Raw genomic sequence first — 12,979 nt, forward strand, 5'->3', positions numbered from 1 at the left:
AAGCCAATTAGCAAACGTTGGTGTGCGATCGAAAAAGGAAGCATAACTATAACGAGGCATGCAATGACCGTAATTCGCCAACAGGATGTGATCAGCAGTGTCGCTGATGCACTTCAGTACATCTCTTATTACCATCCATTAGACTTTGTCCAAGCCCTAGAAAAAGCCTACCATCGTGAAGAAAGCCAAGCAGCAAAAGATGCGATTGCTCAGATCTTGATCAACTCTCGTATGTCTGCTGAGGGCCATCGTCCTATCTGTCAGGACACCGGAATCGTAACCTGTTTCGTCAATGTCGGTATGGCCGTGCAATGGGACTCGACCGATATGACGGTTCAACAAATGGTCGACGAAGGGGTTCGCCAAGCTTACACCAACCCAGACAACCCGCTGCGTGCGTCGGTATTAATGGATCCTGCTGGTAAGCGAATCAACACCAAAGACAACACGCCTGCGGTCGTGCATATCAATATGGTACCGGGTGACAAGGTAGAGATTCAGATCGCGGCTAAAGGTGGCGGCTCTGAGAACAAAACCAAGATGGTCATGCTCAACCCTTCAGACGACATTGCGGAGTGGGTCGAAAAAACCTTGCCGACAATGGGCGCGGGTTGGTGTCCACCGGGCATGCTAGGAATAGGTATCGGTGGTACGGCTGAAAAAGCGGCAGTATTGGCGAAAGAGTCACTAATGGAGCACATCGATATTCAAGAGCTTATTGAGCGTGGCCCACAAAATGCCGAAGAAGAGCTGCGTTTAGACATCTTTAATCGTGTCAATAAACTGGGTATCGGCGCACAAGGTCTTGGCGGTTTAACCACTGTGGTTGATGTGAAGATCAAAACAGCGCCAACTCATGCTGCTTCTAAGCCAGTTTGTTTGATCCCTAACTGTGCGGCGACTCGCCATGTGCACTTTACACTAGATGGCAGTGGCCCTGCTGATCTCACTCCACCTAAGCTTGAAGAGTGGCCAGATATTACTTGGGAAGCAGGTGCAAATACTCGCCGTGTCAATCTCGATGAAGTGACGCAAGCCGATGTTGAGCAATGGAAAACCGGAGAAACGGTGCTACTGTCTGGTAAGATCCTGACAGGGCGAGATGCGGCTCATAAGCGTATTCAAACCATGCTGCAAAATGGCGAAGGCTTGCCTGAAGGCGTCGACTTTAAAGGCAAGTTTATCTACTACGTTGGGCCAGTTGACGCTGTGGGTGATGAGGCTGTTGGTCCTGCGGGTCCAACCACATCGACCCGAATGGATAAGTTCACCGACATGATGCTTGAGGAAACCGGCATCATGGGCATGATCGGTAAAGCAGAGCGTGGCCCTGCGACCGTTGAGTCTATCAAGAAGCACAAAGCCGTTTACTTGATGGCGGTCGGCGGCGCGGCTTATCTCGTTGCTAAAGCCATTAAGAAAGCGCGTGTGGTGGCATTTGAAGATTTAGGCATGGAAGCGATTTACGAGTTTGAAGTCGAAGACATGCCAGTGACGGTAGCGGTTGACTCCAACGGCGCTAATGCTCACCAAATCGGTCCGGATACTTGGAAAGTGAAAATCCAAGAGATGGAGTCTCAGTCTTAATTAAGTCTTAAAATTGCTGATTTAATTGGCAAATATTTGACAAAGGTGGCGCAAACGCGGCACCTTTTGTCTATATACTCTAATCATAACAACAGTCAGGAGCTAACATGCCACGTTTTATTCAGATATTGCAGCTTATCATCGCGGTGGTGGTCGGTGCATTTGTCGGTTACGACCTCATCCTACATGGGATCAGCATCTTTGATGAAAAGTATGTGACCATGACTTGCGCACTCGTTATCTTGTTAGAAATTGCACTGTTTGTGACTTACAAGTTGATTGAAGACGATTAAGTCTTGCCGCTATTAGCAAGTTAACGAAAGCCTCTGAAGAATAACAGAGGCTTTTTTTGTTCATCTATCATTAAGATTAGTCGACTTAAGCTAGTGCTAATCGAAGTAAAAGAGATTGGGAATGAAGCAACTCACTCAAGATATGAATGATCTACTCAGCAGAACGACCGACTCGCACGTGCGCGTTGCGGTGACCGGTCTATCCAGAGCGGGCAAAACGGCGTTTATCAGCTCATTGGTTAACCAACTGCTTCATACATCCACTCACGACAACCTACCGCTGCTGTCAGCCGCTCGCGATAAACGCGTGGTTGGCGCCAAACGAGTACCGCAAAGCAATATGCTGGTGCCGAGATTTGGTTATGATGAGGCAATGGAGCACTTGCATAGCGAGCCTCCGCAATGGCCCCAACCAACGCGCGATGTGAGCGAAATACGCCTAGCGATCAAGTACAAGCCAGTCAAGAAAACCAAAAAGCTGTTTAATAGCACGGCAACACTCTATATCGACATCATTGACTATCCTGGCGAGTGGTTGCTCGACTTACCACTGTTGGATATGGACTATGAACAGTGGTCAAACAGTCAATTTGCTGCGCTAAAGGGCGTTCGCCGAGAATTAGCGCAGCCATGGCTAGATCAGCTTTCTGCGTTCGACGTGCTCGCCGAACTCGATGAAAAGCATTTGACTGCCATAGCGAAAAGTTACACCGATTACCTTTATGCGTGCAAAGAGCGTGGGTTACATTGGGTTCAGCCGGGTCGGTTTGTGTTGCCCGGTGAACTTGATGGCGCCCCGGTGCTGCAGTTTTTTCCAGTGAAGTTTGAAGAAGGGAAAAAGGTTGAGAAAACGTCCAATTTAGCCATGCTTCAAGCGCGTTATCTTGAATATCAACAGAAAGTTGTGAAGGCGTTTTACAAACACCACTTCTCGACCTTCGATCGGCAGATCGTGTTGGTCGATTGCTTACAACCTCTCAATGCAGGCTACGACTCTTTCCATGATATGCGAGATGCGCTTGAGCAAATTATGAATAGCTTTAAATATGGTCGTAGCAACTTGCTCAAGCGCCTTTTCTCACCGCGCATTGACAAAGTGTTGTTCGCGGCGACCAAAGCCGACCACGTTACGCCAGAGCAGCACCCTAACTTGGTCTCGCTTCTACAGCAGATGGTTCATCCAGCTTGGCAGAATGCCTCTTTTGAAAATATTGAGATGAGCTGTATGACGATGGCTTCAATCCAGGCAACGCAAACTGGATTTATTGGTCAAGGCGATCAAGCTGTGCCAGCGATTCAAGGTGTGACGCTGGAGGAGCAGTCGCTGACCGTCTTCCCAGGTGAAGTGCCTAAGAAGTTGCCTAGCCCAGCGTATTGGCAACAACAAGGTTTTGAATTTACCGCGTTTCGCCCACAAACAGCGGCCATTGATGAGCCGCTGCCGCACATTCGTCTAGATAAAGCTATCGAATATCTGATCGGAGACAAATTGAAATGAGTCAACAAGCAGACAACCACTTGAAGCAAAAACAGGTCTTTGAACAGCCGTTAGCGGATGCTGCCGAGCAATCTCAGCCTGAGTTGACAGCGCAAAAGCAGTTTACCGAGCAAGAAAAATTTGTGCCTACCAAGCTAGAAGAGCGCGATAGTGACACAGAAGCGGAAGTAAAATTAGAACGTATCATTCGTCCTAAAACTGGGTCGAAGTGGTTAGCAACTAGCATGTTGGCCGCGTTTGCTGGACTGGTGGGTTGGCAGGCGGTTGATAGCGTTATTACGTCGATTCAAACCGCCGATTGGTTATCACTCGGATGGGCGGGATTTATATCGCTTTTGGCCAGTCTGGGCATCGGCGCAATAGGCAAAGAGCTGTGGAAGCTGCGTAAACTGCGCGATCATTTCTCTGTTCAGGAGCAAACCGAGCGCATGCTTGCAGCGAACAGCGTTGGCAAAGGTAAAGCGTTTTGTGAAGCGCTTGCCAAGCAGTCAGGGGTGGCTCCAGAGTCCCCTGGTTATGACCGTTGGATTCACAGTGTTAAGTCGTCGCATAGCGATGGCGAAGTGATTGATATGTATGATGCGATGGTCGTGGCCGAGCAAGATAAGCAGGCAACAAAAGTGGTGTCTCAGCATGCGACTGAGTCGGCCGCACTGGTCGCGATAAGCCCGCTGGCCATCGCCGATATGTTGTTGGTGGCATGGCGAAATTTCAAAATGATCGATAGCTTAGCCGATATTTACGGTGTTGAGCTGGGATATTGGTCGCGGTTGCAGTTATTCAAATCTACCTTGGTCAACATGGCCGCAGCGGGAGCCAGCGAACTGGCGATTGATGCCAGCATGGATCTGATGTCGATGGACTTGGCGGGACGTGTCTCAGCAAGAGCAGGGCAGGGGCTAGGAGTCGGAATCTTAACTGCTCGTTTAGGCCTAAAAGCGATGGCGTTGCTCCGTCCGATACCTTGGCAACAAGATCGCCGTGTAAAGTTGGGGGCGATTCGCAAGCAGATTGTAGAAAAAGTCGCCGCAATTAGCTTCAAATAACGTGAATGTGACTCTCGCGCTATCAGTTTACTTGACGGGGATCTAGGCTTAAGGGAAACTACTGTCAACTTTTCGTGACACCTTAGTTAGGAACTCATCCGTGCGTCTAGAAGTTTCCTGTGAAGACAGACTGGGTCTGACTCGTGAATTACTCGATATCCTCGCATCTAAAAACTTAGATTTGCGAGGTATCGAAATTGATGTCAGCGGTATTATCTATCTCAATTGCCCCGATATCGAGTTCGATACCTTTAGTGAGCTGATGGCCGAGATTCGTCGCATCGCCGGGGTGAAAGATGTGCGTAAAATTCAGTTTATGCCGATTGAACGGCACAATAATGAACTGATTTCGCTGCTTAATAACCTTCCGGAGCCTGTGCTGGCTATCGACCTCAAAGGGAATGTCGATATGGCCAACCATGCGGCGTTAACCCTGTTCGGTTGTGATGAAGAAGCCATTATTGGCCACCAAATCACCGCGCATCTGCCTAGTTTTAACTTCACCAAATGGGTAGAGGGTAAAATCACTCGTCAAAGAGAAGAGATCGTCATTGGCGGACTCGACTACATGATGGAAGTGATGCCGGTTTACATTAGCGACGAAACTAACGAATCGGTGCTTGCCAGTACGGTGATGATTATCCGTTCTCGCAATGATAAAGGTCTATTCGACGACTCTTTGCCAGTGCACAACAATTTGGGTTTCGAACACTTTGTCGGTGTATCCAATCGACACAAAGCGCTGATGAGCCAAGCCAAAAAACTGGCCATGTTGGATCAACCTTTGTTGATTCAAGGTGAAACGGGCACAGGTAAAGAGATGCTTGCTCGCGCCTGTCACAACCGCTCTCATCGCGCGTCCAATCCTTTTTTGGTTCTCAGCTGCGCTTCCATGCCCGACGATGTGGCAGAAACAGAACTGTTTGGTCACGCGCCAGGTTCTTTTAACCACCAGCAAGGTCACAAAGGCATTTTTGAACAAGCGAACGGCGGGACAGTATTTCTTGATGAAATCGGTGAGATGAGCTCGCACCTGCAGATCAAATTGTTGCGTTTGCTTCAAGATGGGACGTTTCGCCGCGTCGGTGAAGAGGACGAGATTCATGTCGATGTTCGAGTCATCGCCTCCACTCGCCACCATCTTGCCGATTTGGCGGAGTCGGGCACGTTCCGCGAAGACCTTTTCTATCGTCTCAATGTGCTAACGCTGCACATTCCGCCGTTGAGAGATCGCTCAAACGACATAGCGCCGCTGCTCGACCTGTTTGTCGCCAAATATGTCAAGCAGTTGGGGATCGCTAAGCCTCAAGTGGATGATGAACTTATCGATCAACTGGTGAGCTACCAGTGGCCGGGCAACATGCGCCAGCTTGAGAACATGGTTCTGCGTGCATTAACCGAGTTAGAATCTGACCAGCTCACAGCGGAACTGTTCCATTTGCCGCAACTAGAGGCGAGCAACGCCAATGCGCCGACGCTTAATTTAGATGGTTCACTGGATGAGATCATGAAAGAGTATGAGTCACAAGTGCTGGATCGCTTGTATCAATCCTTCCCCTCGAGCCGTAAATTAGCTAAACGACTCAATGTTTCTCACACTTCAGTGGCGAACAAGCTCAGAGAGTACGGAATTCGGAAAAACTGATGGAACGTATGACAACGCCGGCGCAAATGTATGAAGTCGACGATGATCTTGTGGTCCGCACCGCTGAAGCAGGAGATGGCGAGTTAGTTGCCAACTATTTTATTGCCAATCGCGCTCACTTGACCCCGTGGGAGCCAAAGCGAGAAGAGGCGTTTTACTCGGCGGCAGGCTGGACTCAACGGCTGATTAAGCTCAATGAATTGCACCGAATGGGCTTGGGCTACTATTTGTTGATCATCGATAAGCAAACTAAGCAAATGCTTGGCACTATTTCCTTTAGTAACTTGTCACGTTTTCCCTTCCATGCGTGCAATATGGGTTACTCATTGGCAAAAGAAGCGCAGGGGCGAGGGGTGATGACGCGTGCACTGAGCCTAGCCATCCACTATATGTTTGATGTACAGAATATGCATCGCATTATGGCCAGCTACATGCCGCGTAACTTGCGTAGTGAAGCGGTGTTGCAACGACTAGGCTTTAAGGAGGAAGGATTTGCCAAAGACTACTTACTGATTAATGGCCAATGGGAAGATCATAACCTGACTTCCTTAGTCAATCCTAATTGGCGCGAGGTTTGAGAGTGAACAGATTAGAAAAACAACTGGCATTGATTATCGAACTCGATCAACTCAAAAAAGTGTTGCGTCGAACGCGGGTAAAGAGCGCTGATGGTCGATTAGAGAACAGCGCAGAGCACAGTTGGCATGTGGCTTTGATGGCGGTATTACTTGAAGAACACGCGAACCAACCGGTCGATATCAGCCGTGTGGTAAAAATGTTGCTGTTGCACGATATTGTAGAAATCGATGCCGGTGACACCTTTGTTTATGATGCGGTAGCCTCTGCCGAACAAGAGCAAAAAGAGGGCCAGGCGGCAGAGCGATTGTTCGCGATGCTGCCAGCAGAGCAAGGCCAAGAGTTACTTGATCTCTGGCTTGAGTTTGAACAGGCGACGAGTGATGATGCTAAATTTGCTAAAGCACTCGATCGCATCATTCCGATGATGCTCAATTTTCATAACCAAGGGCAAAGCTGGCAAGAGCACGGTGTGACCCGTGAACAGGCTCTGACAGTCAATGCCAAAATCGAACTGGGCTCACAGGCCTTATGGCAAAAAGCACTACAGATGATTAACCAAGCTACCGAAAATGGTTGGCTGAAAGCTTAACGCTTTGAGAGGATACTGAATGTCGTACCAAACTTTGGACCAATACCAAAGAAAATGGATTTTTACCCACCAATCAATGCCCGTGCCTGAGCAAGAGCTCGAGGCGATTAAACCGATGACTCAAGCTCGGTCAGCCCAGTTGTGGCAGGAAAACATTAGCGCACAAAGCCCCGATGCAGACCGGCTAAGTTCGAGTGATTGGCCGATGAAAGCGTCAAACTGGAAAGACACTGTCGATTGGATGGCGGCTTGGGAATCTGACGATCTCGCGTTACCACAAGAGGTGACAGACTTTATTGATTGGCAAGATGATGTCACTGTCTATTTTTGTTACGAAAAGTACAATGTGATTGAAACCAAGTGGTCAGTATTTAAGAAGTACTGGAAAAACTTCCTGTTCTATGACGATGGTCCAATCTTAATCGGCCGTCGTCGCAGTGAAGCACTTTGGTTCGATAGTGAAGGTAACGTCAAGCTTGGTTTACGTAAATGATAGAAAGCAGCATACGCTGCTTTTTTTATGTCTAAGATGAAGAGTGCTAATTACTTTACTTTGGGATAAATGATCGCATTCGCTTAGTAAAAGATCATTTATGATCTACTAAGTCTAAGAAATGTAAAGGGTATGTCAGACGCTAAAGTGTGATTTCAAGCCCATAATTGAACCTATTTTTTGCATGGGAATTAGGGTTTGTTATCATTTATAAGACAAATTCACCGAGTGAGTGATTTTTACACAATACCATCGTCTTAGGGAAAAGCAGTGGCCATGAACGTATCTCAACTACGCGAACATTTTTATGCGCACCTTAGTGCTATTCAAGCCTATGCGCTGCCACAAACCAAACCGACCTTGTCATTTTTGACCGAAGAAGAGCTCAGAGAGTTAGAGACTTGCTGGATTGAGCTTTCAGTCTGGAAACATCAGCAAGACTGACCGCAACACCTGAATTATTAGAAAAACCTCGTCAAAATGCTTGGCGAGGTTTTTTATTGTCAGGAAAATTTATTGTTATATTATAACAAAAGTGATCTTGTTATTGAATTATCGAGTAACAATCCCCATAGTTAACCTCAAAGCGGAGCATCGTATGAATGCGGCGACAGATATAACAATTACAGAAACCCAAGTGAGTAAGAATATGGCGGAAGTAAGAGCCAGAGTTGACTTCAAAGTCGGTTTGCAAAGCAATATCGATGCGGAAATCCTGTCCTTTCATGGTTTGAAGACAGACAAAGAGCATGTGGCAGTGATTTTCAAACATGCAGACCAGAGTCAATCCGCACCCCTAGTGCGCATGCATTCAGAGTGCCTGACTGGCGACGTGTTCCACTCGTCTCGATGTGACTGCGGTGAGCAATTGGATGAAACCATCAACCGTATGGCTGAGTCTGGTGGCATTATTTTATACCTTCGCCAAGAAGGGCGTGGTATTGGTTTGTACAACAAGATTGATGCATACAAGCTACAAAGCCAAGGTATGAATACCTACGAAGCCAACAATCATCTTGGGTTTGGTGACGACTTGCGTGACTTCACTGAGGCGGCGCAAATGCTAACGGCGTTAGGTATTAACAAGATCCGCTTGGTGACCAACAATCCAAAAAAAGTCAGAGAACTGCAAGAGCACGGTATCGAAATCGAAGAGGTAGTCAACACTTCAGCCCACATCAAAGAGGGCAATGAAGGCTACCTTAAAGCGAAAGTGTCGCACGGAAAGCATAAGCTTCCTTTGTAATCGGCGCCAGTGCTCCACTTTTGATGACAACCCCACACTGCCAATGTGGGGTTGTTTTTTAGGTAGAACGTTATGAATCCTATGCTTGGAGCCAATCTTTATACAACTGTTCACTTGAACCTAAGTAGTCGACCATCCACTGGATCATCTTATGGTTATCATCTTTGCGCCAAACTAAACAACAGTGACTGAGTGGCTTCTCTTGAGGGAGAATTTTCTCAACCAACACACCTTCGGTGATCAAGCGTTGGGCGATGTGGCGCGGCATATAGCCTACACCGACACCTTGCTTCAAACACTCTATGGCACTGTACCAGTTGGGCAGCAGCAAGCGCCGTTGCTGTGGATAGTGAACAGTATGACGTTTGGGCAACACACTGGATGTATCATCTAGGCAAATGGCGGGAAACTGGCTAACAAAGGCTTCGGTTAGATGCTGTTGCTTTACGCAAGGGTGACTCGATGACATCACAAACGCCCAGTCTAAAACACCCATAGGTTTAACTTCAAAATCACCGCCAACGGGTATCGCTGATGTCGCGCCAACCACAATATCAGCACGCCCTTGTGAAATGGCCTCCCATGAGCCATTAAAGACTTCCATATTGATCTGCAATTCAGCGCTAGGGAAAGCATGATAGAAGTCTTCGATGAGCGGCTTTATCCGCTCCAATTTAACCACGTTATCAAGAGTTAACTTTAATGTTTTTTGCCACCCCTGAGCGACGCGACGTGTTTGCGCTTTAACTTCTTCGATTTGCCGCAGCATAGTTCGAGCTTGTGTGAGGAACAGCTCACCTGCTGGTGTGAGCTCGACTTTTCTAGGCAGTCGTTTAAACAGAACGACATCTAACTCTTGTTCAATTTGGCGAATACTGTAACTGATCGCAGAAGGGACTTTGTGTAGTACCTCCGCCGCCGCAGTGAAGCTTTCCAGTCGTGCCACCGTATCGACCAGTTCCAGCGAAGGCTGGGAAAAAGCACTCATAATAACCCTTCAAAATATTTGATTAATAACTGCAAATTTTAGCGTTTCATTTTATCAAAATCGACGGGTAGACTACCAAAGTTAATAAAAAGGTTGGCGCCAATAGAAAAATAACAATCAATTATTTTGAACGGAAAGTGTCCATTATGTCAAAACTACAACTTATTTACTTAGCTCTATTGTCTATGCTCGGCTTTATTGCCACTGACATGTACTTACCTGCATTCAAATCAATGGAGGTTGCGTTTGCTACGGGCCCAGAACAGATCGCTTTGTCGCTAACGGTCTTTCTGGTCGGAATGGCGATAGGTCAGCTAATGTGGGGCCTTGCTTCTGACAAGTTTGGTCACCGTAATACGCTCGCATTGGGTTTGTTTGTGTTTACTATCGCCTCACTAGGATTGGCGTACAGTGATCAAGTATGGCAACTACTGACACTGCGCTTTGTTCAAGCGTTCGGTGTCTGTGCGCCGGCTGTGATCTGGCAGGCGATGGTGATCAAGCGCCACTCGAGCCGTAGCCAACAGATTTTCGCCACAATTATGCCATTGGTCGCGCTTTCTCCAGCACTGGCTCCGCAATTGGGTGTGCTGCTTGCAGAACAATTTGGCTGGAGTAGTATTTTCATCGCATTGACACTGATGGGTGGTGTGTTGGTTGCTGCAACAATGGCTCAGGACAATGAGCAACCACAGCCCAAGCAAACCAGCGTTTCAAGTGATATCAAAGCATTGCTGAGTTCAAAAATTTACCTTGGTAATGTGATGATGTTTGCCACAGCGTCAGCCGCTTTTTTTGCCTACCTTACCGGCATGCCGGAGATTATGGCTCAGCTTGGTTACGAGGCCAAAGAGATTGGATTAAGCTTTGTGCCACAGACGATAGCGTTCATGCTCGGTGGGTACTTGGGCAAACGAGCGGTAAGAAAATTTGGCGATGAAAAAGTATTGCGCCAATTGATCGGTCTTTTCAGTGTTGCTGCTTTATTGGTTTTTATCGCGTCGCAGTGGCAGTTGACTTCGATTTGGCCAATTCTTGCTCCTTTCTGTTTGATGGCGTTGGCGAATGGCGCGCTCTACCCGATAGTGGTCAATCGCGCTCTGGCTAGCGCACAGCAGAGTCCCGCCACTGCGGCTGGATTGCAAAACAGCTTGCAGGTAACGGTGAGTAGTGTCGCCAGTGCACTGGTCGCGGCGATGGCAAGCCAAGCACAGGGAGTAACGGGCGTAGCCATCATCCTCTGCATGTGTGGTCTATGGACGGGGTATATTGTTTCCAATCGTGAGCTATCACGTCACTTCACCACGCCAGACAATGCCCGGGTGGTGTGCGAAGACGAGAATTGATCCTTGCATACCGCTAGGCCCTAATTAAGCCGAATAATGACAAGCCCCATTCTGTTGAGTGGGGCTTTGTTATATGCGGAGCGTCCAGCGAGATTCCATTCGGCTCGACGACTATTTTTTGGGGCATCGCTGCTCGCTTAGTACAAAGTAGTGAAATGTTGAGAGATTTTTGTTTGATGCTTGCAAAAAAATTGTAACTTTGTATTATTTGCGCCTAGTAGTGCAAATGATAATAATTAGCACTAACAATATAAAATGATTCTTAAGCTCAACAAGGATGCTTTTCCATGAATGTAAAATCTCTTCTGGCCCAATCGGTCGCTGCTTCTTTATTGTTGGCGAGCGGCTCTGTTTTTGCAGCAAACGTGACTAAACAACAAGTGGTCGAGCACTACGCTGACGTCGCTCATGCAGTGTTTGCAGACTCACTGACAACGGCAAAAGCGCTAGACGCTTCGATTGAATCGTTTTTGGCTAACCCTACTGCGGCTAAGTTTGAGCAGGTAAAGCAGTCATGGCTTGCGTCTCGCGTTCCTTATCAGCAGTCTGAAGTGTTCCGATTTGGTAACGCCATTGTCGACGACTGGGAAGGGCAGCTCAACGCTTGGCCACTCGATGAAGGGCTAATTGATTATGTGGCAGCAGATTACCAGTATGAATTGGGTAATGAAGGGGCGAGTGCAAACATTATCGCCAACCAAGAGCTTAAGATCGGATCGTCGACGCTGGATGTGTCTAAGATTACGCCACAACTCATCGCTGATCTGAACGAGGTCGGTGGATCTGAGGCCAATGTTGCTTCAGGTTATCACGCGATTGAGTTTTTGCTGTGGGGCCAAGACCTAAATGGGACCAACGCTGGTGCTGGTGCACGTGCCTATACCGATTTTGTCGTCGGCGAAGCTTGTACCAATGGTCACTGTGACCGTCGTGGTGAATATCTCAGAGCCGCCGCAGACTTGTTAGTGCAAGATCTCGAATGGATGGAGAAACAGTGGTCTGCGGATCAACAAGGTAACTACCGTGAAGCACTACTCACTGATTCAGTAGATAATGGATTACGTAAGATGCTGTTTGGCATGGGCTCACTTTCGTTAGGTGAGCTGGCTGGTGAGCGCATGAAGGTGGCGCTAGAAGCCAACTCTACCGAGGATGAGCACGACTGCTTCTCGGATAATACACATAACTCTCACTACTACAATGAGCAAGGTATCTACAACGTCTACACCGGACTATACAAGCGTGAAGATGGCACACTGCTTTCTGGCCCAAGTCTGCACGACTTAGTGATGCAGGAAGATCCTAAAGCGGCGCGAGAGATCCAGAAGCAATTTGATCTGACACGCGCGCAAGTGGGCCAGTTAGTCACGTCGGCGGAACAGAACAACCAGTTCTTCGATCAACTTATCGCAGCAGGTAACACCCAAGGCAATGCACTGGTCAACGACACTATAATGTCTCTGGTTGCTCAAACTGCGCAAATCGAGCGCACCGCAAAAATCGTTGGCATTAATAGCCTCAACCCAGATACCGCAGATCACGAGTTTTAAGCGCAAGGTTACTATCGATTGAAGGGCTCATTTGAGCCCTTTTGCTGTTTTAATACGTGTTTGTTTTTGAGAATAATTCCCATTTAAATTATACGGTTTCTGCCGTTTAGTGAGTTATC

The 12,979-nt window shown here is 47.7% G+C and carries 13 protein-coding genes; 12 read left to right on the top strand and 1 reads right to left on the bottom strand.

Features of this window, described 5'->3' with window-relative positions; all coding sequences use genetic code 11:
- Window positions 1-63: 63 nt before the first annotated feature.
- The 10 genes from MTO69_RS05665 to MTO69_RS05710 all read left to right on the top strand — a co-directional run bounded on the left by MTO69_RS05665 (window position 64) and on the right by MTO69_RS05710 (window position 8,976).
- Window positions 64-1,587, top strand: a complete 1,524-nt coding sequence (locus MTO69_RS05665) for a fumarate hydratase (protein WP_248331917.1) — start codon at window positions 64-66, stop codon at window positions 1,585-1,587.
- A gap of 107 nt (window positions 1,588-1,694) precedes the next feature.
- Complete coding sequence (locus MTO69_RS05670) at window positions 1,695-1,880, top strand: hypothetical protein (RefSeq protein ID WP_248331919.1); 186 nt, start codon at window positions 1,695-1,697, stop codon at window positions 1,878-1,880.
- A gap of 121 nt (window positions 1,881-2,001) precedes the next feature.
- Complete coding sequence (locus MTO69_RS05675) at window positions 2,002-3,378, top strand: YcjX family protein (protein ID WP_248331921.1); 1,377 nt, start codon at window positions 2,002-2,004, stop codon at window positions 3,376-3,378.
- Entirely contained in the window at window positions 3,375-4,424 is a 1,050-nt protein-coding gene (locus tag MTO69_RS05680; protein WP_248331923.1) for a YcjF family protein, read from the top strand. Before MTO69_RS05675 ends, MTO69_RS05680 begins: the two co-directional genes overlap by 4 nt.
- Window positions 4,425-4,524: 100 nt before the next feature.
- Window positions 4,525-6,069 carry a transcriptional regulator TyrR gene (tyrR, locus tag MTO69_RS05685; RefSeq protein ID WP_248331925.1) on the top strand — a complete coding sequence of 515 codons (1,545 nt, stop codon included), beginning with the start codon at window positions 4,525-4,527 and terminating at the stop codon, window positions 6,067-6,069.
- Complete coding sequence (gene rimJ, locus MTO69_RS05690) at window positions 6,069-6,647, top strand: ribosomal protein S5-alanine N-acetyltransferase (protein ID WP_248331927.1); 579 nt, start codon at window positions 6,069-6,071, stop codon at window positions 6,645-6,647. The genes tyrR and rimJ overlap by 1 nt, the downstream gene beginning before the upstream one ends.
- Window positions 6,648-6,649: 2 nt before the next feature.
- Complete coding sequence (locus MTO69_RS05695; protein ID WP_248331929.1) at window positions 6,650-7,237, top strand: HD domain-containing protein; 588 nt, start codon at window positions 6,650-6,652, stop codon at window positions 7,235-7,237.
- Between the two features lie 19 nt (window positions 7,238-7,256).
- Window positions 7,257-7,730, top strand: coding sequence for a DUF2947 domain-containing protein (locus tag MTO69_RS05700; protein ID WP_248331931.1), 474 nt, complete (start codon window positions 7,257-7,259; stop codon window positions 7,728-7,730).
- Between the two features lie 276 nt (window positions 7,731-8,006).
- Window positions 8,007-8,174 (top strand): hypothetical protein, encoded by a 168-nt coding sequence (locus MTO69_RS05705; protein WP_248331933.1) that lies wholly within the window; start codon window positions 8,007-8,009, stop codon window positions 8,172-8,174.
- Window positions 8,175-8,328: 154 nt separating this feature from the next.
- Complete coding sequence (locus tag MTO69_RS05710) at window positions 8,329-8,976, top strand: GTP cyclohydrolase II (RefSeq protein WP_248331935.1); 648 nt, start codon at window positions 8,329-8,331, stop codon at window positions 8,974-8,976.
- 79 nt (window positions 8,977-9,055) lie between these two features.
- Here MTO69_RS05710 and punR read toward each other — a convergent pair whose 3' ends face one another.
- Window positions 9,056-9,964, bottom strand: a complete 909-nt coding sequence (gene punR, locus MTO69_RS05715; RefSeq protein WP_248331937.1) for a DNA-binding transcriptional activator PunR — start codon at window positions 9,962-9,964, stop codon at window positions 9,056-9,058.
- A 146-nt stretch (window positions 9,965-10,110) separates the two neighbouring features.
- Between punR and punC the strand changes: the two genes are divergently transcribed.
- Both punC and MTO69_RS05725 read left to right on the top strand, forming a co-directional pair.
- The gene (gene punC / locus MTO69_RS05720; RefSeq protein ID WP_248331939.1) at window positions 10,111-11,310 is read left to right on the top strand and encodes a purine nucleoside transporter PunC; all 1,200 of its coding nucleotides are present in this window, start codon (window positions 10,111-10,113) and stop codon (window positions 11,308-11,310) included.
- 287 nt (window positions 11,311-11,597) lie between these two features.
- Complete coding sequence (locus MTO69_RS05725) at window positions 11,598-12,860, top strand: imelysin family protein (RefSeq protein WP_248331941.1); 1,263 nt, start codon at window positions 11,598-11,600, stop codon at window positions 12,858-12,860.
- Window positions 12,861-12,979 lie beyond the last annotated feature (119 nt).

Origin of the sequence: Vibrio sinaloensis (assembly GCF_023195835.1) — a bacterium.
Taxonomy (GTDB): domain Bacteria; phylum Pseudomonadota; class Gammaproteobacteria; order Enterobacterales; family Vibrionaceae; genus Vibrio; species Vibrio sinaloensis_C.

Bases quoted from the DNA above. Each gene is read 5' to 3' on its own strand.
- MTO69_RS05665 (WP_248331917.1), top strand. From the start codon at position 64: ATGACCGTAATTCGCCAACAGGATGTGATCAGCAGTGTCGCTGATGCA.
- MTO69_RS05670 (WP_248331919.1), top strand. From the start codon at position 1,695: ATGCCACGTTTTATTCAGATATTGCAGCTTATCATCGCGGTGGTGGTC.
- MTO69_RS05675 (WP_248331921.1), top strand. From the start codon at position 2,002: ATGAAGCAACTCACTCAAGATATGAATGATCTACTCAGCAGAACGACC.
- MTO69_RS05680 (WP_248331923.1), top strand. From the start codon at position 3,375: ATGAGTCAACAAGCAGACAACCACTTGAAGCAAAAACAGGTCTTTGAA.
- rimJ (WP_248331927.1), top strand. From the start codon at position 6,069: ATGGAACGTATGACAACGCCGGCGCAAATGTATGAAGTCGACGATGAT.
- MTO69_RS05700 (WP_248331931.1), top strand. From the start codon at position 7,257: ATGTCGTACCAAACTTTGGACCAATACCAAAGAAAATGGATTTTTACC.
- MTO69_RS05705 (WP_248331933.1), top strand. From the start codon at position 8,007: ATGAACGTATCTCAACTACGCGAACATTTTTATGCGCACCTTAGTGCT.
- MTO69_RS05710 (WP_248331935.1), top strand. From the start codon at position 8,329: ATGAATGCGGCGACAGATATAACAATTACAGAAACCCAAGTGAGTAAG.
- punR (WP_248331937.1), bottom strand. From the start codon at position 9,964: ATGAGTGCTTTTTCCCAGCCTTCGCTGGAACTGGTCGATACGGTGGCA.
- punC (WP_248331939.1), top strand. From the start codon at position 10,111: ATGTCAAAACTACAACTTATTTACTTAGCTCTATTGTCTATGCTCGGC.
- MTO69_RS05725 (WP_248331941.1), top strand. From the start codon at position 11,598: ATGAATGTAAAATCTCTTCTGGCCCAATCGGTCGCTGCTTCTTTATTG.